We start from the raw sequence: 21538 nt of genomic DNA, 5'->3' as shown, positions 1-21538 counted from the left end.
CTGAGGAGTTCCGCCATGAAAGCCCCCGCCCGTCTGCACGGCGTCGCACCCCCGGTGCACGCGCAACCGCCCATTGCCGCCCACCGCTGGCGACGCCTGCTGCTGCCCGCGATCGGCATCGCCGTCGCCGTGCTGGCGCTGCTGGCCGCGATGGCCTGGCTCGATCACGCCGAAGGCGATCTGCGTCAGGTCATGGCCCCGACGGACCTGCCGTCCGCTGACACGCCCGCGGCGCCCGCATTCGAACGGTCCGCGACAAGACTCTCTTGATCCGGATGCCACTGGTGATGTCCTCCCGGCGGGCGCATAGTCCGCGCCGACAAGGAGCGACTTCACCATGTGGGCACTCATCCTCGGACTGATCCTCTTCCTCGGACCGCATTCGGTCCGCATCGTCGCGCCGGCGTGGCGCGAGGCCCGTCTCGCCGACTGGGGCGAGAAACGCTGGAAGCTCAGCTACACGGCCCTCGCCGTGATCGGCCTGCTGCTGATCATCTGGGGCTACGGGCAGGCGCGGCTGGATCCGCATCCGCTGTGGGCGACGCCCCGCGGCATGAACCACCTCGCCGGGCTGCTGATGCTGCCCTCGCTGATCCTGCTGGCGGCGTCGCATGTGCCGCGCAACCACTTCAAGGCGAAGCTGCATCACCCGATGCTGCTGTCCGTGAAGCTGTGGGCCTTCGGCCACCTGCTGGCCAACAACACGGTGGCGGACCTCGTGCTGTTCGGCGCCTTCCTGGCCTGGGCGGTGCTGGACTTCCGTTCGGCCCGCCGCCGCGCCTTGCCGCCGCCGCCCGCGGGGACCGCCAAGGGGACGGCGATCTCGGTCACGATCGGCGTGGTCGCCTGGATCGCGCTCGTCATGGGGCTGCACCGGCTGATCATCGGCGTCAGCCCCTTCCCGACGATGGGATGAAAGAGGCCTTCAGAGGCTGCGCTTGCGCTGCAGGACCAGCAGCCAGAAGCACAGGCCCGCGACCATCAACCCGCCGATGAACTGCGGATGCCACGCGGCCTGCAGCACTTGCGGCAGGCCTTCCCGGGCGTAATCCGGGAAGCCGTAGAGCATGTTGAAGAAGTCCTGCAGGTTGAGATGGCCCTCCTTGTCCGAGTCGATGACCAGCCGGGTCCCGCTCTGGACCAGCGAGCGGCCGACGCCGGCGACCTGCGTGATCAGCGCATTGCGCAGCACCTCGGCGGCGGTCTCGTTCTTGTAGATGTTGAGGAAGGCCGCGACCGCGATCACGAGCAGCGGTGCGCCCCAGCGCTTGAGCCAGGCCGAGGCGGCCATCAGCGCCAGCACGATGGGCGAGAGCCACAGCGCCGCGAGCACCAGTCCGACCGCCAGCCGCAGTCCGAGCCACAGGGTGGCCGCGAAGAGCGCGCCCCACTGGGTCTGCTGCAGCGCGGCGAAGCCGAATTCCTTGAACGCCATCGCCGAGCCGACGATCGCGCCGCCGACCAGCGCCAGCAGCGTGGCGACCACGGGCACGAGGATGCCGTGGGCGACGATGGGCGCGCCGATGCTGGCCGCATGGCTGCCGGGCAGCGAGGACCAGAACTCGATCGAGCGGTCCTGCTGGTCGCGGCGGGCCAGGCCCATCAGCTGATAGACGGACACGGCCAGGGCCAGCGCCAGCACCAGGCCGACGGTGAGCAGGCCGGCGATCAGCGCCACGGGTTCGGGGCTGGGCACGTCGATGCCGTCGACCTGGCTGAACGGCACCAGCGCCAGCAGCACCAGCACGGGTGCCAGCACCAGGCCGATCCAGGCCCGCTTGTATTGCAGCCACTCGCGCAGCAGCAGCGTGTTGAAGAGCGTCATGGGGTGGTCCTTGGAAGAGGGGCTATCAGGCTTCGGTGGCCTGGCGCTCGGGCTTGCGGGTCAGCGCCATGAAGAGGTCGACGAGGCTGGGGCGCACGCGCTGGCCCAGATGCGCGATGGCATCGGGCGGCACGCCGTCGAAGAGCGCGGCGGGGCGGCCCTGCACGCGGTAGCGCAGCAGCGGGTGGTTGGCGGCGACCAGCTCGGCGGCGTCTGGGTCATGCGACAGCGCGACGAAGCGCTCGTCCATCTCCGCCAGCGAGATGTTCAGCACCAGCTTGCCCTCGTCGAGCATCAGCACGTCGGACAGCAGGGTCTCGACCTCCTCGACCTGGTGGGTGGAGATGAGCACCGAGCGCTCGCCGTCGCACCACTCGTCGATGAGCATCTCGTAGAAGCTCTTGCGCGACATCACGTCCAGGCCGAGCGTCGGCTCGTCGAGGATCATCAGCTTCGCGTCGATGGCCGCGATCAGCGCGAGGTGCAGCTGCGTGACCATGCCCTTGGAGAGGTGCTTGACCTTGTCGTTCTCGGTGACCGAGGTCCGCTTGAGCAGTTGCCGGGCGCGGTCGGCGGAGAACGCGGGCTGCAGGCCGGCCATGAGGCGGATCAGCTCGGAGACCTTGGCCCAGCGCGGCAGCACGGCGACGTCGGGGATGTAGCAGAGCGAGGTCAGGAGCTGGGCGCGGTCCGCATGCGGATCGAGTCCGAGCACGCGGAGCTCGCCTTCGGCGCGCTTGAGTCCGACGAGCGTCTTCATCAGCGTGGTCTTGCCCGCGCCGTTGTGGCCGAGCAGACCGACGACGCGGCCGGCGGGGATGGTGAAGGTCAGGTCCTGCAGGGCGGCCTTGCGGCCGTAGTTCAGGCTCAGGTGGCTGGCCTCGATGAGCGTCTTCATGCGTCCTCCCAATTCAGGTCCTGGGGCCGGAGGCCCAGGCGGCGAAGTTTCTCCCGCAACCGGGGCCATTCCTCCTGGAGGAACTGCTCCCGCTCGGTGTGCAGCAGGCGGATGCGGGCGCCGTCGCGGACGTACATGCCCACGCCGCGGCGGCTCTCGACGAGCCCCTCGTCGACGAGGGCCTGCAGCGCGCGGCTGACGGTCAGCGGGTTGATGAGGTACTGGCTAGCCAGCGTGCGCACGGAGGGCAGCGCTTCGCCCTCCGGCGGATCGCCGTCGAGCAGCTGCGACGCCAGTCGGTCGGCGAGCTGCTGATAGATCGGCGCTTGATCGTTCCAGCTGTGCATGACGCGGGGCGCAGAAGCGCCGGTGTGTTGCTGATGTAGCACACCATAGCAAGCGACCCCACGCTGACCCAGCGGGGGGCGACAGACTGCAGAAAAGGGGGGATGAAGCGGAGGAGCTGCTGTTGCTGTCGTTTCTCGCCGCGCGTTCGTCAGCTTCGCGGGGCCGCCTGGAGCACGGCGCGCGCCATGCCGGCTGCGGCGCGCGCGCAACGCGTCCGTTGCTTGCCGCCTATCACGGTGTTAGCCTGATGGTCCTATGCAGCAGTTCAAGACCTCTCAAACCGCGCAAGCCGCCGCCAAGACCCGCACATCCGCGGCGGTCTCGCTGCGCGCGGCGTATGACGCAGCACTGCTTCCCTAGAGCCATTCCATCCGGAGGCTCGGCCTCCTGAGTTCAACGAAACCCGGTAGGCCGCAAGCCACCGGGTTTTGTTTTTTCCGTCCTCCGTTGGAGACCCGGCCCATGAGCCCCGATCGAGATCCGTCCTCATTCTTCGCCGCACGCGCTGCAAGCAGCGCCGTGCTGTGCGTCCCCTCCGTGGAGTGGTCCGTGTAGACCCCTCCGGGCCTGCGTGTGCCTGGAGGTCCATCCTTCAGGCGAAATGAAAAAGCCTGCCGGGTGGCCCACACCCCGCAGGCTTTTCTGTTTTCGTCCGCGCACGCGGGCACCCAGGTCTGGCGCGCGCGCCGACAACCCCGCCGAGAGGTCCACCTGGCCAGTGGCCCGAACCGGCTTTTCACTCATCAATGAATTGGAGAAACATCATGACCACCAAGGTCCACGTCAACGTCGGCACGATCGGTCACGTCGATCACGGCAAGACGACGCTGACGGCCGCCCTCACCTCCGTGCAGGCCGCACGTTTCGGCGGTCGCGCGCTGTCCTATGGGCAGATCGACAACGCCAAGGAAGAGCGCGAGCGCGGCATCACGATCAACACCTCGCACGTCGAGTACGAGACCGACCAGCGCCACTACGCCCACATCGACTGCCCGGGCCACGCCGACTACATCAAGAACATGATCACCGGCGCCTCGCAGATGGATGGCGCCATCCTGCTGGTGGACGGCACCGAAGGCGCCGCCCGGCAGACCATTGAGCACGTGCTGCTGGCTCGCCAGGTGAATGTGGCCCACATGGTGGTGTTCGTGAACAAGATGGACCTGGTGCCCGAGAGCGATCGCGCCGACATCGCGGAGCTGATCGAAATGGAGATCGGTGCGCTGCTGGCCACGCATGGCTACACGGAGCCCGCCTTCGTTTTCGGCAGCGCGATGAAGGCGCTGGCTGCGGCTGAGCGCGGTGAGCTGGACGACCCGGCCGTGCAATGCATCGTCGAGCTGGTGAACGCACTGGACTCGCGCATCCCTGACCCGGTGCGCGACTACGCCAGCCCGTTCATGATGCCCGTCGAGGCGGTGCACACCATCGCGGGTCGCGGCACCGTGATCAGCGGCCGTGTCGAGCGCGGCGTGATCCGCGTCGGTGACTCCCTGGAGATCGTCGGCCTCAGTTCGTCCGGCGACGACCCTGTCGTTGTCACCGGCGTGCAGTCCTTCCACAAGGACGTGGCCGAAGGTCGTGCCGGCATGAACGTGGGCCTGCTGCTGCGCGGCGTCAAGCGCGACGACGTCGTGCGCGGTCAGGTCGTGGTGAAGCCCGGTGCGCTGAAGCCCTACCGCACGGGGCGCGCCCGGATCTTCGTGCTCAGCAAGGACGAAGGCGGTCGCCACACCTCGTTCGGCTCGGGTTACCAGCCGCAGTTCTTCTTCGGCCCGACCGATGTGACCGGCGTCATCAGCGTCGACACCGATACCGGCGTCGTCGAGCCCGGCGCGCAGGCGCTGATCAGCTTCGCGCTGAACAAGCCCGTGGCGATCGAGAACGGCATGCGCTTTGCGATGCGCGAAGGCGGCAAGACCGTCGGCGCCGGCATCGTGACTGAAGTGCTCGGCTGAAAGGCTGAGCCTTCCCGGCCCCTGTTACCTGCTTGTCAGGCAGCAGGGGCCTTTTTTCTGCCGGAGATGACGCGGTGCCGACCTGGGCCGCCACAGCCAGCCACGCATCACGCCTCGTCGCTACCCTTTTCCGAGTCGCGATTCCGACCGATCAGACCGTGGAGCTTCATGTACGGCACCACGGCAACAGCGGCGATGAACAGCCCGATCAAGGCCTGCCCGATCTGGTCGCCCCGCTCGCCCCACTCGGGATGTGCCGCCAGAACCCAATCGAGCACGCCGCGACCGAGATATCCGATCAACAGCGCCTGAGCAATGAGAAGCACTGACCACAGGAGCTTTCGCCTACGTGTCATGGTTGCAGCCTCCAGACGTTCTGCCGTCGACGGCGTTCATGGGGCGCTCCGCGGACTGGCGCCGGGCTTGGCGTCGAACAGGACCTTCGAGTGCACCTGCTTCTTCTCCTCGCCGCGAAGAACGATGAACAGCACAGACGATGGCTTCTCGCCCGCCTCGCATTTGTCTGGGTAAAGCACCTTCAGCAGACGCACGCCAGTCGGCGTCGGCTCCACCCAATTCAGGAACTGCTTGGCCGTCGCAACATCCTGCGGGGCGCCAAGTTCATCAACGATGGCGCCGATCGATTGTTGGCGGTAATCCAGCTTCCAGTTTTCGGGCACCAGGCGCTCTTCAGCGCCGGCGCCGCGTGCCACAACGAATGCAACAGCCAAGGCCATGACCAGGAGCGGCCAGAGGCTGCGTCCGGGCATCGATTTCATCGGTCCTCGCAGTTTGCCGATCATGTTTTCTGAGCGCTCGTCGATCCGCTGCCGCCCTCACCCGCAGCCTCTTCGAGCAGCCACGCGGCGACATCTCCCAACGGTACATCCCCGCGCGCATGCTTCGGCGACACGAGGTAGTAGTCGAGGCCCAGCGACAGCACTTGCGGCATCACCTGCACCAGGCGTCCGGCGGCAAGATCGGACTCGATGAAGAACCGGCCGGTGAGGGCCAGGCCTTGCCCCGCGATCGCCGCGTCGATCGCCAGGCCCGTCTGGTTGAACCGGGTGCCCTTCGATGACGAAGACGCCACGCCCGCCTGCGCGAGAAACGCGGGCCAGGCGTCGTGCCCGTCGTGGATCAGCGGGCAGCTCGCCAGCCGCTTCGGTGTCATCGCCGCCGCGCCGGCGAGCAGCGACGGACTCCCCACCGCGATCAGCCTGTTTTCGAGCAGCAGTCGCGCCTCGACACCCGGGCCGAACGGCGGACGCCCACATCGGATCGACAGGTCGACGCCTTCCCCGTGGAAGCTGGACACGCGTTCCGTCGCCAGGACGCGCAGGTCGATGTCGGGATGGCGCGCCGTGAAGCGCGGCAATCGCGGCAGCAGCCACTTGGTGGCGATCGTCGGCGCCACGCTGATCGTGACGTGCCGGTCGCCGGGGCGCAGCAGGCGCGTGGCGTCGGCGATCTCTTCCAGGGCAAGTCGGACACGGCGCGCGTAGGCGGCGCCAGCCCCGGTCGGTGCCAGACCGCGCGGATGCCGCTCGAAGAGCTTGATGCCCAGGTCGGCTTCGAGCGCGCGGATCTGCTGCGCCACGGCGCCTTGCGTCACGTCGAGTTCCTCGGCCGCGAGCCGGAAGTTCAGGTGCCGCGCCACGACCTCGAAGATCCGGAGCGCCTTCAGCGACGGGAGCCCCGCCAGTGGCGTATTCATGGTTGGACTGTAGCTTTTCTACTGGATGGATGTAGCTGCGCGGGCTCGCCGGATCGACACGGCGCTGATAGCGTATCGGAACACGTGAGCCGTCGCCATCCGGCAGCGGCACGACACAGGAAGCGCGCCATGACAATCCGTACGGCAGTTGAGACAGTAGAAAAGGTCGCCCTCATCACTGCGGGAGGCAGCGGCATGGGTGCCGCGGCGGCGCGGCGTCTCGCGCAGGACGGTTTCCGGGTCGCCGTGCTCTCCTCGTCGGGCAAGGGCGAAGCGCTCGGGCACGAACTGGGCGGCATCGGGGTCACCGGATCCAACCAGTCCGAGTCGGATCTGAAGCGTCTCGTCGATCAGGTGCTGGCACGCTGGGGTCGCATCGACGTGCTGGTCAACAGCGCGGGGCATGGGCCCCGCGGCCCTCTGCTCGAACTCTCCGACGACGACTGGCACCGGGGCATGGACACCTACCTGCTCAACGTCGTGCGCGCGTCGCGGGCCGTGGTACCGACGATGCAGCAGCAGAAGTCGGGCACGATCATCAACATCTCGACGGCCTGGGCGGTCGAGCCGTCCGGCCAGTTCCCGACCTCGGGCGTGTTCCGGGCGGGCCTGTCCGCCTTCACGAAGATCTTCGCGGACACCTACGCAGCGGACAACATCCGCATGAACAACGTCCTCCCGGGCTGGATCGACAGCCTCCCCGCGACCGACGAACGCCGCGACAGCGTGCCGATGCAGCGCTACGGACGCAGCGACGAGATCGCCGCGACCATCGCCTTCCTGGCCTCTGACGGAGCCGGCTACATCACGGGCCAGAACCTGCGCGTCGACGGCGGCCTGACGCGATCGCTCTGAGGGGAACGGCATGCAGGCACTGGTCTTCCATCAATTCGGCGATGCCGACGTCCTCCGCTACGAAGCGGTGCCCGATCCCGTCCCGGGCCCCGGCCAGGCACTGGTGCGCATGCGCGCCGTCGGGCTCAACTTCGCCGACGTCTACCGCCGCAAGGGCAACTATCACCTGGCCGGTTCGCCGCCGTGGATCCTCGGCTACGAAGGGGCGGGCGAGGTTGTCACGGCGCCGGAGGGCAGCGGTCTGCAGCCCGGCCAGCGCGTCGGTTTCGCCGACAGTCCGTTCGCCAACGCGGCGCTCTGCGCGGTCGACGTGAGCCGCCTCATTCCATTGCCGGACGACACGTCTTTCGAGACCGCCGCCGGTTCCCTGCTGCAGGGCCTGACGGCGCAGTACCTGTGCCGCGACAGCTATACGGTGCGTCCCGGCGATTGGGCCGTCGTGCATGCGGCGGCGGGCGGCGTGGGATTGCTGCTCGTGCAGATCCTGAAGCACCTGGGCGCACGCGTCATCGGCATCGCCTCGACCGACGCCAAGCGACAAGCCGTGCGTGAGGTCGGCGCCGACGTCGTGATCCCGACCGAAGGGTGGTCGCAGGCGGTGAAGTCGCTCACCGACGGACGCGGCGCGGACGTCGTGTACGACTCGGTCGGCTCCACGCTGCGCGAGAGCCTGGGCGCCGCGCGCACCGGCGGCACCGTCGTTTTCTACGGCATGGCCGCGGGCGACCCGGCGCCGGTGGATCCCCGGCTGCTCATGGATCGCTCGCTGACGCTCGTCGGCGGTGATCTGTGGAACGTGTTGACCACCGCCGAAGAACGCCGGACTCGCGCAACGGAACTGTTCAGCTGGATCCGATCAGGCGACGTGACGCTGCGTCTCTCGCAGACGCTCGCATTGCGCGATGGCGCGCAGGCGCACCGCGCCCTGGAGAGCCGTCAGACCATCGGCAAGATCGTCCTGCTGCCCTGAGAGCACGGCTTCCTGTCACAGCTTCTCGTCACGGCTTCCTGAAGCGCAGCACGAAGCGATCGGTCTTCCCGCGGATCGCCGGATCGAACACCTTGAGCGTGCGGTCATCGGCCGGATTGGCCAGCGCATCGGTTTCCCCGTCGAGCACAAATCCGGCTTTCTCCACTTCCGCCTTGACCGTCGCACGGTCGATGCGGTGCAGGTCCTCGGTGTTCTTCAGACCTGACCCCGTCACGGCGGAATGGTCGGCCACGATGTAGTACCCGCCCGGCTTCAGCAGGCTGAAGACCGCCTTGTTGTAGGCGTTCACGTCGGCGCCCTTCATGAAGCTGTCGTGGAAGTCGTGATAGTTCTCGAAGGTCCAGAAGACGTCGAGCGTGTTGTGGATGGCCGCCGGCGGCTGCTCGGCCAGCGGGCTCGAGGTCTGCTCGACATTGCCATGACCGGGCTCCGACGTGATGGCCCGCGCGGTGGCGGACGGGTTGGACTTGAAGACCGCGAACTCGGCCGGCACGTAGGCGTAGACCTTGCCCTTGGGGCCCACCAGCGTCGAGAAGATCCGCGTCCAGTACCCGCCACCGGGCACCGCGTCGATGACCTTGTCGCCGGGCTTCACCTTGGAGAACTCGACCAGGTCCACCGGCCGGCGCGTGGCGTCCTGCTGGACGTCCTTGGCGGGTCGGGTCGCATCCGCGACCGCGGCAGCGACGGCGGCATTGGCAGCCGGCGTCTGCGCCACGGCCAGCGACGACATCAGCGCGGCGGCGGTCGCCAAGGCAAACAGTCTTGAACTCATGGGGGCTCCTTCTGCAGGTCGATGATCTGGACGAGCGTAGCGCTCATCCGGCGTAGCGTCTTCAAGTCATGGCAGGAAGGGGCGGAGGACGTTCAGCTCGCGCGCGAAGCACGCATCGTCAAGGTCACGCTCGTGCCCTGCCCTGGCGCGCTGGAGATCGTCAAACGCGCGCCCACGGCACGCGCCCGTTCCCGCATTGAAGCGAGTCCCATGTGTCCCTGCTTGCCGGTCGCCGCCAGATCGGCCGGCATACCTTCGCCGTCGTCGCGCAGCTCCACGCGCATCCACCACCACCCGAAGCGCCAGGTCATCGTGATGCGATTCGCCCGCGCATGCCGGAAGGCATTCAGCAGCGCCTCGCCGAAGATCAGGCGCAGCTCATCGCGAACCTCAGGCCGCAGCGGCCGCTCGCGGCCGATGATCTCCAGCCGGAACTCGCCGTCGTAGTCCCGCGCCAGCTGCGACGCGATGTCCTCCAGCGCCCTCGGCAGGCTGGCGCCCACCTGCGCGGCGCCGCGCAGCGCCATCACGCGCCGGCGGCTCTCGTCGAGCACGCCGTCGGCCATCACCAGGTCCGCGTCGATCGCCGCGCGCACCGGATGCGCCGCCGGCAATTGCGCCGAGTGCGCCTCGAAACGCAGGATCAGCCCCTGCACGCCCTGCAGCAGCGTGTCGTGCAGCTCGCGGGCGATGCGGTCGCGCTCGGCCATGCGGGTGCGCATCTTCTCGCGCGCCCGCCGGGCGGCCTGCCTCAGTCGCAGCCGGTGCAAGGCCCAGATCAGCGCGAGGACCGCCGCCACGCACAGCACGCGGAACACCGCCGTCTGGTACCAGGCGGCCGGGATGACGATGTCCTGGACCGCTTCCTCTGGCGCCGTGACGCCGTCGCTGTTGATGGCCAGCACGTGGAAGCGGTAGCTGCCCGGGCCCAGGCTGTTGTAGACCGTGTCCCGCCGCGTTCCCGCGTCGCGCCAGCGGGTGTCGACGCCGTCCAGCCGGTAGCGGAAACGCACCCGCTCCGGCACCGCGAGGCTCGCGGCGGAGAAGCGCAGCTCCATCATCTCGGCATGCTTGGGCAGCGTCACCGTCGCGCCCGGGGCGTACTCGACGCCATGGGCGCGCAGGCCGGTGATGCGCACCACGGGCGCGACCGCATTGCGTCGCGGGCGCTGCGGATCGAGCCACGCCACGCCGGTCGTTCCCGCGAACCAGAGCCGCCCGTCGGCGGCCTCCACGACGCTCGGCTGCGGCCAGAACGCCGTGGCGCCGCCCGGGTGGCCGTCCAGCGTGTCCAGCACCTCCAGCTTCAGCGGTTGGGCGGGATCGTTCAGGAAACTGCGCAGGTCGTCGCGCCGGACATGGACCGCCCCCTTGCGCCCGTTGAGCCACAGGTCGCCGTCCGCGGTCTCGGCGATGCCGGACACGCCAGCCAGCGTCTCCGGCACCTCGGTCGTCAAGGAGACGAAGCGGTTGTCCCACAGGATGGCCACGCCGCGTTCGCCCGCGATCAGCAGCCGCGACCGGCCGGCATGGACCAGCAGCACGTCGCCCACGTCCACGCCCTGCGCCGGCCCGAAACGCCGCACCTTGCCGTCGTTCCAGCGCAGCACCTGGTTGTCCTTGAGCCCGAACCAGTAGGTGCCGTCGCCGGCCCACGTCACCGCGGCCTCCAGCGGCGACGGCAGACCGGGCAGCGCCAGCGGCGACCAGCGGCCGTCCTCCCAGGTCTGCACGCCGCCGCGCTGGAACGCGACCATCAAGCCGTCGCCGTACGGAACGATGCCGCTGATCCAGCGTTCCCCCACGCCCGGCGGTCTGGGAATCTGCTCCCACCGCGCGCCCTCGCGTCGCCAGAGACCCGCGGGCCCGACCAGCCAGAGCCGCCCCTGGCGGTCGCGGCCCGCGGCGGTGATCTGGGCGCTCGGCGCCGGCACCTTCTCGGCCTCGCTCGCGCTGCCCGACAGACGCCACACGGTCGACGCCACCGGCGAGAAGGCCGCCACCGTCACCCCGCCGCCCGGATCCGCCGCGAGCGCGAAGTTGCTCGTGGCGCGCGGCATCGGCGCGGGCACGAGCGGGGCGCGGCGGAAGCGGTCCAGCCCCGTCTTGGTCGCGACCCACAGGCTGCCTTCGGCATCCTCGAGGATCATCATCCCGAAGTCGCCCGACAGGCCCTCCGGTGCGGCCAAGCGTTCGTACTCGCCGGTCAGCGGCACGCGGTCGCCCTCCAGCGGCCAGGGCAGCCGGCGGCGGCACAGGCCCGCCGGGCAGAACACGGTCCACAGGTTGCCGTCGCGGTCCACCACCGTCGACGACCCGCGCCGCGTCGACAGCCGCGGATCCCGCGCAATGGCCAGCCGCGACAGCGCCGGCGCCTTGCGCATCTCGTTGGCGAACACCATCCAGGCCTCGCCGCGCAGCACCTGCAGGCTGGTCGCCTCCTTGCAGTCGCCGACGGCGCGGAAACGCGTCTCGCCCTGCGGCAGTCCGAGCAGCCGCTCGTTGTCGCAGAGCCAGACCGTGCCGCGCCCGTCGACGACCACGCCGTCGATGGCGCGCCCCTCCACGCCCCACGAGGCATCGATGCGCTCCCAGCGCTCGTTCTGGAAGCGGAAGAGCTCCGTGGCCCCGCCCGCCCAGATCGCACCGTCCGCATCCTCGGCGATGTAGCGGATGCGGGCGGCCGCCACCGCCTCCGACGCCGGCACGCGCCAGACCTGCTCTCCACGGATGCGCACCAGTCCGCGCGGGAAGAACGCGGCCCACAGATCGCCGCCGGACGTCGCCAGCACCTTGGCCGCGGTGCCGGACGGGAACTCCTGCGGCGGCGTCGGACGGAAGCGCTCGAAGCGCACGCCGTCGAAGCGCGTCAAGCCGTTCGGACCGCCCATCCAGAGCAGGCCGTCCGGCGTCTGGGCCATGGTCCAGGTCTCCATCGGCACGCCGTCCGCGGCCGTCCAGGCGCGGTGATGGAACTGGTTCAAGGCGAGCGTGCGGTCCAGCGCCCGGGCCGGCGAGGCGCCGAGCAGCAGGACCGACATCACCACGGCCATGGCGACCGCCATCGCCACGCCGATCAGGGGCGCGCGGCGGGGAGGAACGGGCATCGCGAGGGTCGACGTCATCGGGCCGGAACACTAGCAGAAGCGGCGGGCGGATCGGGCGAGCCGCGGGGGTGGGGCGAGGCGCGGACGCGACAGGCCCGGGCTAACTCTTTCGAGGGAGGGACATCGCCCCCGGGCGTGGTTCCGACCGCCTGCTGCGGCTACGCTTCGACCCTTGCGCCTGAGAACCGGCGCTCCCGACCTGACCGCTGACCGCGCGTGAACGACTCCGCCCCGACCTCCTCCCCCATCACCGTGATGGCCGTCGACGACCATGCGCTGATGCGCAGCGGCATCACGACGGTCATCGACGCCGAACCCGACATGCGCATGGTGGCCGAGGCGACCACCGGCCTCGAGGCGCTGTCGCGCTTCCGCCAGCACCAGCCCGACGTGACGCTGATGGACCTGCGCATGCGGGACATGGACGGCATCGAGGCGATGACCGCCATCCGCCGGGAGTTCCCGCACGCGCGCATCGTGATCCTGACGACCTTCCCCGGCGACTTCCAGGCGGCGCGCGCGATCAAGGCCGGCGCGGTGGGCTATCTGCTCAAGGGGCTGATGCGCACCGAACTGCTGGACACCATCCGCGGCGTGCATGCCGGCCGCATGATGCTGCCGCCGGCCATCGAGGCCGCCATCGCGCAGCACGCCGGCAGCCGCGCGCTGTCGCTGCGCGAGACGCAGGTGCTGCGCCTGGTGGCGCTGGGTCACGCGAACAAGGAGGTGGCGGAGCACCTCTCGCTGACCGAGGAGACGGTGAAGGTCCACATGCGCACCATCCTCGGCAAGCTGTCCGCGAAGGACCGCACCCACGCGGTCACGATCGCGCTGAAGCGCGGGATCATCGAGCTCTGAACGGACGCTGACCGGACCGGCGGGGCGCGCCTCACCCGTGCGTGAGGCGGCGTGAGTCGTTGAGCGCCGCCGGGGTGCGCGTGCCCCCGGTGGGACTTCAGACGTTGTTGTCGTTCCCCGGGCGCATCGGCGTCATCGCGATGGGCGGCTGCGGCGTGGTGGCCGCGGGTTCGTCCTTCTTGAGCTTCGCGGCCAGGTTCATCTTGGTGTTGATCCAGACGTTGAGGCCGGCCCAGGCGGGCGCGCTGGACGCCGCCGCCTTCGCATACGCGTTGCCGTCCGCCAGCACCTTCCCCAGGCCCACGGGAATGCCCACCGGCAAGGTCAGGCCCCAGTTGATCATCATCCGGGCGGCCATGCCGGCCTTCATGGTCGCGTAGTCCACCTTGTCGTTGACGGCGGTGCCGCCGGTGGCGCCGGGCAGCTTGCTCTTCATGGCCGTGCTGGTCAGGTCGGACACGGTGTCGAAACCGGCGCTCACGGCGCGCTGCGCAATGGCCGTGACCATCATCGCCGTGGCCTGCGCCATGGGCTCCGACATGCCCTTGCCCTTGAAGGCCTCCGTCATCGCGGGCGTCAGCTTGTTGGCCAGGGCCACGCCGCTCATGCCGCCGGCGATGGCCGTCCACATGTCATTGAAGCCGGCCATCACGCGCGGGCCTTCGGTCTGCAAGGTGGTGTTGCTCGGCAACTTGATCGTCGCGCCGAGCGACGGCTTGGTCTTCATGTGCTCGCCGATGAACTCCTTGCCGAGCGCGGCCGCAAGACCACCGAGCACGTTGGACGACACGCCGAGCGCGGCCTTCGATGCGCCGGCGGCGCCGCCGCTCATCAGCGTGATCGCCTGCACCGCCCACGCGATGGCGTGGCCGCCGCCGTAGGTCGTCGCGCGCTGTCCGAGCGTGGCGAGCAAGGCATCGGTGAGCTCCTTGCCGGAGACGTTGGCGGGCGGCAGGGGCGTGTTGGCGGAGGCGACCGCTGTGGTGGTGGTGGTGGTGGGATTGGTGGTCGTGGGTGCGACCGTGGTGGAGGTGGTAGGCGCGACGGTGGTGGAGGTCGTGGGCGCGACCGTGGCCGTGGTGACCGCGGGCTTCGCGACCGCCGTGGTGGTCGAGGGCGTCACGCCCGACGTCGACGGCCGGTTGTCGAGCGTCAGTGTCGGCTTCGGCTTGAGGTTCGCGCTCGGCTTCGGCAACGGCTGTGGCGTGGAGGAGGAGGACGACGACGCTGTGGACGAGGACGCGACGGCGGACGTCGTGGACGACAGCTTGGGCGCGGTCGGCAGGGGACCGCCCAGCGAGGTCTTCTGCGGCAGCTTGCCTGCCGCGACGGAGTCCTCCTTCGCCGGGAGCTTGCCTTCCTGCGGCGGCGTCTGGGGCGAGGAGGTCGTGCTCGCCGGTGACGTCGAACCCGACGCGGGAAGCGCCACCTTGCTCGGTGACACCGGGGTCTCGGGGAGCGCCACCTTGCTGGGCGAGACCGGCGTCTCTGGCAAGGGCACCTTGCTTGGCGACACGGGGCTGTCGGGTAATGCCACCTTGCTCGGGGACACCGGTGAGTCAGGCAATGCCACCTTGCTAGGGGAGACCGGGGTCCGGGGCAACGGTACCTTGCTGGGCGACACCGGCGTCTCGGGCAATGGCACCTGGCTCGGCGAGACCGTCTGCGGCTGCACGGGCGGAATGTTGGTGTCGAGCCTCAGCGCCGGGCGCGTCGGCGCCGGATTGCCCGACGACAGTGCCGTCGTCGTGGCCTGTTGCGAAGGCAATGTCGGCAAGGAATTCGACCGGCGCGGAGGAGCGCCGGCACCGAGCGACGACGGGCCGGCCGGACGCGCCGCCAGCCCGGGGAACTGCGTCGCTGCGCCACCGCCCTGCCCGCCCGTCGACGTCGACACCGGCGTGTTCGGCGGCGCGCTGGGCGTCGTATCGATCGGCGACGGGACGGCGCGGTTATTGACGTTGGACAACATGGTCGCCTTCCTTTGCAGACGAGGTCTGCCGGCGACATCACGAGGGCACGTCGGACGCCACGCGGGCGCCCCGTCCTCATCCGGCAGCGAGGGGATCACTGTCGGACTGCGAGCCCCTCCCGACATTTCCGGAGGCGAATCGGTGGCCGGTGATGCGAAGCGGCGAGCGCTACCCCCATTCGAGGGTCAAAGGGGTGACATCAAGCGCTCATGCGCTCCCATTTGGAGGGAGCAACTGCATGCCATTGCATCGGTCCTACCGAAATGAGCGAATTGCCAGCGACGACGTCGCTCACCAACAATTTCAGTCTTCCTTCGATCGCCTCCGCACAAGAAAGATGGCGCTCGAACCCTCAGTTCTGCTGAAGCGGGAAATCGGATGACCAGCGAAATACTTCTTCTCAACAAACGGGCGATCGTCATCGGCGCTGACAGTGCCGTGACCACTTCGTCCGGCGCCCAACACCCGCGATACTCAAAGTCGGCGAACAAGATCTTCGAGTTGACCAAGCATGGCTCCATGGCTGCGGCCGTCTACGGGTCGGCGAACCTTGACGGTGTGCCGTGGGAACTGGCGATCAAGCTGTTTCGATCCCACCTCGGGTCGACGACGTTCGGCCAAGCGAGCGACTATGCGACGGCGCTCATCGACTTTCTGACCGCCAACGATCGACTCTTTCCCGAAGCGTTCAGGGACCGACGCACAACCGAACAGTTCGACTCTGCAGTCAACGAGATTGCCCGCCTGGCACGCAACGGTGATCTCTCCATCTTCGACGTCGGTCTACCGCTCGACGAGCGCCGAACCGCTTGGAACAGGCAGGCGGAACGCATTCGCGAACGTCTTGCCGTGAAGGGCGTGTCCGCACCACTTTCGGCCGATTCGTTGCAACGGTTGCTCGACGATCTACAGCCCTGGACACAGCGCGTGCTGAATCAATTTGCGGGGTTCGAGCCCTTGTCGGCTATGGATGTGGAGGATGTCGCCGAGTTGGCGCATCGCCTTCGATATGCAGCGCCTCAAGCGCTTCTGCCTTGCTCAGGATTTGTCGTGGCCGGCTACGGCGATGACCAGATCTTCCCGGCATATACGCAACTGGAGATCTTCGGACATGTCGGAAGTGAGTTGTTCCATCAATTCAAGACCTCTTACGAAGTGACCCTCGACGACGGCGCCATGATTCAACCGCTCGCCATCAGCTCGATGATCAATGCCTTCACAGACGGCTTCGATCGCTCCCTCGAGAACATCGTCGATGAGCAAAGCCGGGTCGCTTTCGAGAAGGTCTTCGAGAAACTTCGAACGGCCGGCATCGAGGTCCCACATACGTGCGTCGACGAGATTTCCGACAGCTGTCAGCACGACTTCATGTCTGAATGGAAGCGGCTGAACCGGCTGGTCAACCGGTCTCCGCTGCTTGGAGTCCTCCAAAGCCTGGGTGTCGAAGAGATGGCGCATTTGGCAGCCTCTCTTCTCCAGCATCAGTCCTTGAAAGAACGTGTGACGTCGTCATCCGAAACTGTCTCAGGTCCGATCGACGTGGCGGCCATTACCAAAGAAGAAGGTCTGGTATGGATCCATCGAAAACACTTCTTCGACCTCAACCTGAACATGCGCTATGCAGCACGGCTCCATCACTCATTGACCTGAAGGCCATACATCATGAAAGCGACTGAACGGCAGTTGACGGCTGACGCTACCCCCGGCATTCCCATCAAGCAGGTGAGCCGGAATGCGGAGCCCGAAGTCTCTCTCGGCGAGATGCTCCAGCAATTCATGAAGGAACAGCGTCGCCAGGATGCGCTGCCTGAGAACTCTCCAATCGCCCGTTGGGTCAAACGCAATTTTGACGAGGATCCCCCGCAACGCCCCCGCAATCCTGCGCTCGACTTCCTCAACTCGCCCTGATAGCGACTCAGCGATTCACCATCACGATCCCCGCCGCCAGCCCCGCGAGGGCGAGCATCAGGCGCGGGGTGATCGGCTCGCCGAGCAGCAGCGCGCCCGCGATCAGGCCGAACAGTGGCGTGCTCAGCGTGAAGCTGGACAATTTGGTCGCCGGGTAGTGGCGGATCAGCCAGAACCACAGCAGGTAGCTCACGAACGACACGATCACCGCCTGGAAACCGAACAGTCCCAGCAGGCGCCAGGACCAGTCGAGCGGGAGCGCTTCCCCGGTCACCATCGCACCCGCCGCGAGCGCGAATGCGGAGACCGCCAGTTGATAGAGCAGCGTCTTCTCGACGCTGGCGGAGGACAGCTTCGTCGCACGGATCGCGAGCGTCGTGCCACCCCACAGCAGCGCGGCCAGCACGCCCAGCGCATCGCCCAGCCACTGCATCGTCGGCCCCGTCCCTTGCAGGCCCTCGCCGAACGCGAAAGCCACCGCGCCGAAGGCGACCAGCAGTCCCGCAGCCTGCCGCTTCGTCAGCCGCTCCGCCGGCGAGATCAAGGGCATGCCCAGCGCGACGACGAAGGGCGACAGGTAGAGGAAGACCACCATCCGCGACGCCGTCGTGTACTGCAGGCCGACGAAGATGCAGGCGAACTCGGCGGCGAAGAGCAGGCCCGCGAGCAGCCCGCCCGGCAGGCTGCCGTCACGCCGGAACAGCGCGATGCCGCGCGCCGCGGCGAAGGCCCACACCAGCGCGCCGGCCAGGCCCGAGCGCAAGGCCGCCTGCCACAGCGGGCCGATCTCCGTGAGCGCCGCCTTGGCCGCAACCTGGTTCAGGCCCCACAGCACGCAGCATCCCAGGAGGATGACCACGGCCGTGCTGTCGAGATGCTGCTTGCGTTCCATGGCGCCGGATCATGCCCGGCGGTTCGTGCGACGCGTCCAGGCCCGCGCGGCCAACGCACACAGCAGGGCCGCGGTCACGCCGGCGATCAGCCCCGTCAGATGCGCCAGCGGCGCGATCGCGATGTTCCAGCCGTCCCAGTGCCGCAAGGCCGGCAGCGACAAGGGACGCTCCGCCGCGACCTTCACGATCAGTCCGATGCCGATGAGCAGTCCGATCACGCGCTCCCGCCCGTGCGAGGCCCGCATCCGCATCATGCCGATCGCCGCCACCGCGACACCCGCATGCAGCACGCCGGAGGCGCCGCCGAAACGCTCAAGCGACGGCTCGACCAGCAACCCGAACTGAGTCAGCGGCCACGCCAGCAGCCAGGCCACCGCGTCACGCACGGTCAGCCGCGCGGCGATGCCGAGCAGACCGATCACGGCGCAGCCCGCGAGGTTCGCGATCAGGTGCTGCGGACTCCAGTGCAACCACGCCGCGCTGACGGCGCGCCAGGGCTCACGCCCCGCGAGCTCCGGCCGCCATTCCATCGCGGCCTGCACGTGGGGCGCCTGGATCCAGGCGGCCATCGAACCGATGGCCAGGGCCATCGCCACGAGGAGCCACACGCGTCCCGGCATCCGGTCCCGCTCCGCGAGATCAGCCGAAGACCGCGCGCCAGAGCGCCAGCACCGCGTCGCGCTGCGGCGCGAGCGCTTCGGCGGCCTCGCCGTCGAGCGAGGTCGACTGCTCGTTCAGACGCGCCCGATGCTGCACGCGGCGCAGCTCGCGGTACGCATCGGCGGCTCCGCGGCCCACATCGGCGGGCAGCAGTCCGAAAGCCTCGGCGCGCTGCAGCAGCGCGATGTTGCCGGCGTTGGCCAGCAGCTCCGGATGCTGCGCGGAATGCGCCAGGATCAGGTACTGCAGCGCGAACTCGGCGTCGACCATGCCGCCCGGGCTGTGCTTCATGTCGAAGAACCCGGCCCGCACGGGCCGCGCGGCGCGCAGCTTCTCGCGCATCGCGACGACTTCCTCGCGCAGCGCCGCGGGATCGCGCGGCGCGGTCAGCACCGCACGGCGCGTGGCCTCGAAACGCTCGGCCAGCGACGCATCGCCCGCGCAGAAACGCGCCCGCGTGATCGCCTGATGTTCCCAGGTCCACGCGGTGTTGCTGCCGCGACCGCCCTGGTAGTTCTCGAACGACGACAACGACGTCACCAGCAGCCCCGAGTTGCCGTTGGGCCGCAGCGCGGTGTCGATGTCGAAGAGCTCGCCGGCCGCGGTGCGGATCGTCAGCCAGGTGATCAGCTTGCGGATGAAGGCGCCATAGATCTCGGAGGCGTTCTCGTCCTCGTCGTCGAAGAGGAAGACCAGGTCCAGGTCGCTGCCGTAGCCCAGTTCCTTGCCGCCCAACTTGCCATACGCGATCACCGCCAGACGCGGCATCGGACGATGCTTCTGCTTGAGGCGGTCCCAGGCCCAGGCGAGCACGCACTGCAGCGTCGCATCGGCCAAGAGCGACAGCTCGTCGGCGACCTGCTCGACGCTGATCTGCCCCTCCACGTCCCGCACCAGCGTGCGGAAGACCTCGGCGTGATGCGCGCGGCGCACGCTGTCCAGCAGCGCGTCCTCGCTCGCCTCGCCGTGTTCGGCCCAGGCGTCGTGACGCGCCTGCAGGTCCTGGATGAAGGCCGGTCCGTCGAAGCGCTCGTGCAGCAGCCGCGCGTCGGCCAGCTCATCGATCACGCCGGGATGCTGCATCAGGTAGCGCATCGGCCACCGCGCCAGTCCCAGCAGACGCAGCAGCCGGCCTTGCACCGCCGGCCGCTCGACCAGCAGCGCCAGATAGCTCTCGCGGCGCAGCAGCGGCTCGATCCAGTCGACGAAACGCTGGGCCGCGTCCATCGTGCACTCGCCCTGGCGCACCGCCATCGCCGCACGTCCGACCAGCTTGGCCAGCCGCAGCCGCGATTCCTCGCGCAGGTTCTGCACCCGCGCCTGCTGCGCCCAGCGGCGCACGTTGCCCGCCAGTTCGGCGGGCAGCTTGTCGAGGAATTCCTCGCTGTCGATCGGCAGCGGCGGGCCGCCGCACATGCCGTTCTTGCAATTGCCCTTGCCGCCCGGCGCGACGCCGTCGTGCAGCAGCGCATCGAACTCGGTCGCCACCAGCTCCCGCACCTCCATCAGCTTGTCCAGCAGCGGACAGGCGTGGCTGTTGCAGGTCAGGTTCAGGCTGCGCGCGATCCAGCCGATGTCCTCGTCCGCCGCGGGCAGGCAGTGGGTCTGCTGGTCGTCCAGGTACTGGATGCGGTGCTCGACGCGACGCAGGAAGTCGTAGCCCTGGGCCAGCGCCGTGGCGGTCTCGGGCTTCATCAGCCCGCGCGCGGCCAGGCGCGTCAGCGCCTTCAGCGTCGAGCGGGTCCGGATCTCGGGGAACTGCCCGCCGCGCACCACCTGCAGCAGCTGGACGATGAACTCGATCTCGCGGATGCCGCCGCGCGACAGCTTGACGTCGTTGGCCCGCTCCGGCCGGCCGGCGGCGCGGCGCTGGGCCTCGTCGCGGATCTTGCGATGGAGTTGCCGCAGGCCTTCGAAGACGCCGTAATCCAGATAACGCCGGTAGACGAAAGGCGTCACCAGGCTGCGCAACTGCATCGCGCGGCCGCTCCTGACGCTCTCGCGGGGCGCGACGATGCGGCTCTTCAGCCACGCGAAGCGTTCCCACTCCCGGCCCTGGACGAGGAAGTACTCCTCCAGCATCGCCATGCTGACGGCGGGCGGACCGGAGTTGCCGTTCGGCCGCAGCGCCAGATCGACGCGGAAGACCTGGCCGTCCTCGGTCACGTCGCCGATCAGCGTCGACAGGCGCCGCGACAGCTGGGCGAAGTATTCGTGCGCGGAGATCTTCTGACCGCCGGCGCCGTTGCCTTCGGTCTGGCCGTCTTCCTCGTAGACATAGATCAGGTCGATGTCGGAGGAGACGTTGAGCTCCCGCCCGCCGAGCTTGCCCATGCCCACGACCCAGAAGTCGATGTCCTGGCCGACGGCGTCGCGCGGCGCGCCGTACTGCGCATCGAGTTCGGCGCGGCAGGCCACGACGCCGATGTCCAGCGTCACTTCCGCCAGGTGCGTCATCGCCTGCGTCACGGCGGTCATCGGGGCGCCCTGCTCGACGTCGAGCACGGCCAGCCGTTCCATCACCAGCTGGCGCATCACGCGCAACGCGGCGGGGAGCGGGCGTCCCGCTTGCCGGAGCTGGTCGACGACGGCACGCATCGTGACGTCGTCCGGCAGCCCGGGCGGCAGCAACGACAATTCAGCCGCGTAACGGCGGCGGATGCGCTGAACGAAACGGCTGTGCTCCGCGGACGCGGCGGGCGTCGGAACGCTCGTCGGGTCGGAGGTTGCCGAGGCAACTGAATCCATCGGTAAAGAATGCTCTCGCTGGCT

General features: G+C 68.7%; 21 protein-coding genes. 9 read left to right on the top strand and 12 right to left on the bottom strand.

The window, feature by feature from the left end:
• Positions 1 to 15: 15 nt before the first annotated feature.
• The gene (locus tag ABE85_RS25240) at positions 16 to 270 is read left to right on the top strand and encodes a hypothetical protein (RefSeq protein ID WP_067281397.1); all 255 of its coding nucleotides are present in this window, start codon (positions 16 to 18) and stop codon (positions 268 to 270) included.
• A gap of 67 nt (positions 271 to 337) precedes the next feature.
• The gene (locus ABE85_RS25235; protein ID WP_067281395.1) at positions 338 to 916 is read left to right on the top strand and encodes an NnrU family protein; all 579 of its coding nucleotides are present in this window, start codon (positions 338 to 340) and stop codon (positions 914 to 916) included.
• A gap of 9 nt (positions 917 to 925) precedes the next feature.
• On the opposite strand, the gene ABE85_RS25230 is transcribed toward ABE85_RS25235, so the two are convergent.
• The 3 genes from ABE85_RS25230 to ABE85_RS25220 are packed head-to-tail and all read right to left on the bottom strand — an operon-like array spanning position 926 to position 3070.
• Positions 926 to 1825, bottom strand: coding sequence for a hypothetical protein (locus ABE85_RS25230; RefSeq protein ID WP_067281390.1), 900 nt, complete (start codon positions 1823 to 1825; stop codon positions 926 to 928).
• Positions 1826 to 1850: 25 nt separating this feature from the next.
• Positions 1851 to 2723: an ABC transporter ATP-binding protein gene (locus ABE85_RS25225; protein WP_067281387.1), complete on the bottom strand. Its 873-nt coding sequence runs from the start codon at positions 2721 to 2723 to the stop codon at positions 1851 to 1853.
• Positions 2720 to 3070, bottom strand: coding sequence for a GntR family transcriptional regulator (locus tag ABE85_RS25220; protein WP_067281385.1), 351 nt, complete (start codon positions 3068 to 3070; stop codon positions 2720 to 2722). Before ABE85_RS25220 ends, ABE85_RS25225 begins: the two co-directional genes overlap by 4 nt.
• 765 nt (positions 3071 to 3835) lie before the next feature.
• On the opposite strand from ABE85_RS25220, the gene ABE85_RS25215 reads away from it, so the two are divergent.
• Positions 3836 to 5029 (top strand): elongation factor Tu, encoded by a 1194-nt coding sequence (locus ABE85_RS25215; RefSeq protein WP_231993180.1) that lies wholly within the window; start codon positions 3836 to 3838, stop codon positions 5027 to 5029.
• A gap of 107 nt (positions 5030 to 5136) precedes the next feature.
• Here ABE85_RS25215 and ABE85_RS25210 read toward each other — a convergent pair whose 3' ends face one another.
• The 3 genes from ABE85_RS25210 to ABE85_RS25200 all read right to left on the bottom strand — a co-directional run bounded on the left by ABE85_RS25210 (position 5137) and on the right by ABE85_RS25200 (position 6746).
• On the bottom strand, positions 5137 to 5355 hold the full coding sequence (locus ABE85_RS25210; RefSeq protein ID WP_157522919.1) for a hypothetical protein: 219 nt from the start codon (positions 5353 to 5355) through the stop codon (positions 5137 to 5139).
• A 66-nt stretch (positions 5356 to 5421) separates the two neighbouring features.
• Positions 5422 to 5832: a hypothetical protein gene (locus ABE85_RS25205; RefSeq protein WP_067281372.1), complete on the bottom strand. Its 411-nt coding sequence runs from the start codon at positions 5830 to 5832 to the stop codon at positions 5422 to 5424.
• Positions 5829 to 6746, bottom strand: coding sequence for a LysR substrate-binding domain-containing protein (locus tag ABE85_RS25200; RefSeq protein WP_067281370.1), 918 nt, complete (start codon positions 6744 to 6746; stop codon positions 5829 to 5831). Before ABE85_RS25200 ends, ABE85_RS25205 begins: the two co-directional genes overlap by 4 nt.
• 129 nt (positions 6747 to 6875) lie before the next feature.
• Here ABE85_RS25200 and ABE85_RS25195 point away from each other — a divergent pair, with 129 nt between their 5' ends.
• Entirely contained in the window at positions 6876 to 7601 is a 726-nt protein-coding gene (locus ABE85_RS25195; RefSeq protein ID WP_067281368.1) for an SDR family oxidoreductase, read from the top strand.
• Between the two features lie 10 nt (positions 7602 to 7611).
• Complete coding sequence (locus tag ABE85_RS25190; protein ID WP_067281365.1) at positions 7612 to 8571, top strand: quinone oxidoreductase; 960 nt, start codon at positions 7612 to 7614, stop codon at positions 8569 to 8571.
• A 28-nt stretch (positions 8572 to 8599) separates the two neighbouring features.
• Here ABE85_RS25190 and ABE85_RS25185 read toward each other — a convergent pair whose 3' ends face one another.
• Together ABE85_RS25185 and ABE85_RS25180 are read right to left on the bottom strand one after the other, a co-directional pair.
• Positions 8600 to 9367 (bottom strand): class I SAM-dependent methyltransferase, encoded by a 768-nt coding sequence (locus ABE85_RS25185; protein WP_067281362.1) that lies wholly within the window; start codon positions 9365 to 9367, stop codon positions 8600 to 8602.
• A gap of 92 nt (positions 9368 to 9459) precedes the next feature.
• Entirely contained in the window at positions 9460 to 12474 is a 3015-nt protein-coding gene (locus tag ABE85_RS25180) for a sensor histidine kinase (RefSeq protein ID WP_157522916.1), read from the bottom strand.
• Between the two features lie 255 nt (positions 12475 to 12729).
• Here ABE85_RS25180 and ABE85_RS25175 point away from each other — a divergent pair, with 255 nt between their 5' ends.
• Complete coding sequence (locus tag ABE85_RS25175; RefSeq protein WP_067281354.1) at positions 12730 to 13332, top strand: response regulator transcription factor; 603 nt, start codon at positions 12730 to 12732, stop codon at positions 13330 to 13332.
• A 97-nt stretch (positions 13333 to 13429) separates the two neighbouring features.
• On the opposite strand, the gene ABE85_RS25170 is transcribed toward ABE85_RS25175, so the two are convergent.
• A complete protein-coding gene (locus tag ABE85_RS25170; protein ID WP_157522913.1) occupies positions 13430 to 14455 on the bottom strand; it encodes a hypothetical protein in 1026 nt (341 codons plus the stop codon).
• Here ABE85_RS25170 and ABE85_RS25165 point away from each other — a divergent pair.
• From ABE85_RS25165 to ABE85_RS25155, 3 genes are all read left to right on the top strand, one after another.
• On the top strand, positions 14403 to 15572 hold the full coding sequence (locus tag ABE85_RS25165) for a hypothetical protein (RefSeq protein WP_157522910.1): 1170 nt from the start codon (positions 14403 to 14405) through the stop codon (positions 15570 to 15572). The two genes, ABE85_RS25170 and ABE85_RS25165, sit on opposite strands and share 53 nt — an antisense overlap.
• Positions 15573 to 15683: 111 nt before the next feature.
• A complete protein-coding gene (locus ABE85_RS25160) occupies positions 15684 to 16955 on the top strand; it encodes a hypothetical protein (RefSeq protein WP_067281348.1) in 1272 nt (423 codons plus the stop codon).
• Between the two features lie 12 nt (positions 16956 to 16967).
• Positions 16968 to 17213, top strand: coding sequence for a hypothetical protein (locus tag ABE85_RS25155; protein ID WP_067281345.1), 246 nt, complete (start codon positions 16968 to 16970; stop codon positions 17211 to 17213).
• 7 nt (positions 17214 to 17220) lie between these two features.
• Here the strand turns inward: ABE85_RS25155 and ABE85_RS25150 are convergent, their stop codons facing one another.
• Genes ABE85_RS25150 through glnE form a run of 3 tightly spaced genes read right to left on the bottom strand, consistent with a single transcriptional unit; the run spans position 17221 to position 21514 of the window.
• Positions 17221 to 18105 (bottom strand): DMT family transporter, encoded by an 885-nt coding sequence (locus ABE85_RS25150; protein ID WP_067281342.1) that lies wholly within the window; start codon positions 18103 to 18105, stop codon positions 17221 to 17223.
• Between the two features lie 9 nt (positions 18106 to 18114).
• Positions 18115 to 18726, bottom strand: coding sequence for a rhomboid family intramembrane serine protease (locus ABE85_RS25145; RefSeq protein ID WP_067281339.1), 612 nt, complete (start codon positions 18724 to 18726; stop codon positions 18115 to 18117).
• 19 nt (positions 18727 to 18745) lie between these two features.
• Entirely contained in the window at positions 18746 to 21514 is a 2769-nt protein-coding gene (gene glnE / locus ABE85_RS25140) for a bifunctional [glutamate--ammonia ligase]-adenylyl-L-tyrosine phosphorylase/[glutamate--ammonia-ligase] adenylyltransferase (protein ID WP_067281336.1), read from the bottom strand.
• Positions 21515 to 21538 lie beyond the last annotated feature (24 nt).

Origin of the sequence: Mitsuaria sp. 7, assembly GCF_001653795.1 — a bacterium.
Lineage (GTDB): Bacteria > Pseudomonadota > Gammaproteobacteria > Burkholderiales > Burkholderiaceae_C > Roseateles.
The sequence above is the reverse complement of the archived record's forward strand: the minus strand, read 5'-3'. Positions and strand labels throughout refer to the sequence as shown.

Excerpts from the sequence above, each read along its gene's own strand:
- ABE85_RS25240 (WP_067281397.1), top strand. The coding sequence starts at position 16 with ATGAAAGCCCCCGCCCGTCTGCACGGCGTCGCACCCCCGGTGCACGCG.
- ABE85_RS25235 (WP_067281395.1), top strand. The coding sequence starts at position 338 with ATGTGGGCACTCATCCTCGGACTGATCCTCTTCCTCGGACCGCATTCG.
- ABE85_RS25230 (WP_067281390.1), bottom strand. The coding sequence starts at position 1,825 with ATGACGCTCTTCAACACGCTGCTGCTGCGCGAGTGGCTGCAATACAAG.
- ABE85_RS25225 (WP_067281387.1), bottom strand. The coding sequence starts at position 2,723 with ATGAAGACGCTCATCGAGGCCAGCCACCTGAGCCTGAACTACGGCCGC.
- ABE85_RS25220 (WP_067281385.1), bottom strand. The coding sequence starts at position 3,070 with ATGCACAGCTGGAACGATCAAGCGCCGATCTATCAGCAGCTCGCCGAC.
- ABE85_RS25215 (WP_231993180.1), top strand. The coding sequence starts at position 3,836 with ATGACCACCAAGGTCCACGTCAACGTCGGCACGATCGGTCACGTCGAT.
- ABE85_RS25205 (WP_067281372.1), bottom strand. The coding sequence starts at position 5,832 with ATGATCGGCAAACTGCGAGGACCGATGAAATCGATGCCCGGACGCAGC.
- ABE85_RS25200 (WP_067281370.1), bottom strand. The coding sequence starts at position 6,746 with ATGAATACGCCACTGGCGGGGCTCCCGTCGCTGAAGGCGCTCCGGATC.
- ABE85_RS25195 (WP_067281368.1), top strand. The coding sequence starts at position 6,876 with ATGACAATCCGTACGGCAGTTGAGACAGTAGAAAAGGTCGCCCTCATC.
- ABE85_RS25190 (WP_067281365.1), top strand. The coding sequence starts at position 7,612 with ATGCAGGCACTGGTCTTCCATCAATTCGGCGATGCCGACGTCCTCCGC.
- ABE85_RS25185 (WP_067281362.1), bottom strand. The coding sequence starts at position 9,367 with ATGAGTTCAAGACTGTTTGCCTTGGCGACCGCCGCCGCGCTGATGTCG.
- ABE85_RS25180 (WP_157522916.1), bottom strand. The coding sequence starts at position 12,474 with ATGCCCGTTCCTCCCCGCCGCGCGCCCCTGATCGGCGTGGCGATGGCG.
- ABE85_RS25175 (WP_067281354.1), top strand. The coding sequence starts at position 12,730 with ATGGCCGTCGACGACCATGCGCTGATGCGCAGCGGCATCACGACGGTC.
- ABE85_RS25160 (WP_067281348.1), top strand. The coding sequence starts at position 15,684 with ATGACCAGCGAAATACTTCTTCTCAACAAACGGGCGATCGTCATCGGC.
- ABE85_RS25155 (WP_067281345.1), top strand. The coding sequence starts at position 16,968 with ATGAAAGCGACTGAACGGCAGTTGACGGCTGACGCTACCCCCGGCATT.
- ABE85_RS25150 (WP_067281342.1), bottom strand. The coding sequence starts at position 18,105 with ATGGAACGCAAGCAGCATCTCGACAGCACGGCCGTGGTCATCCTCCTG.
- ABE85_RS25145 (WP_067281339.1), bottom strand. The coding sequence starts at position 18,726 with ATGCCGGGACGCGTGTGGCTCCTCGTGGCGATGGCCCTGGCCATCGGT.
- glnE (WP_067281336.1), bottom strand. The coding sequence starts at position 21,514 with ATGGATTCAGTTGCCTCGGCAACCTCCGACCCGACGAGCGTTCCGACG.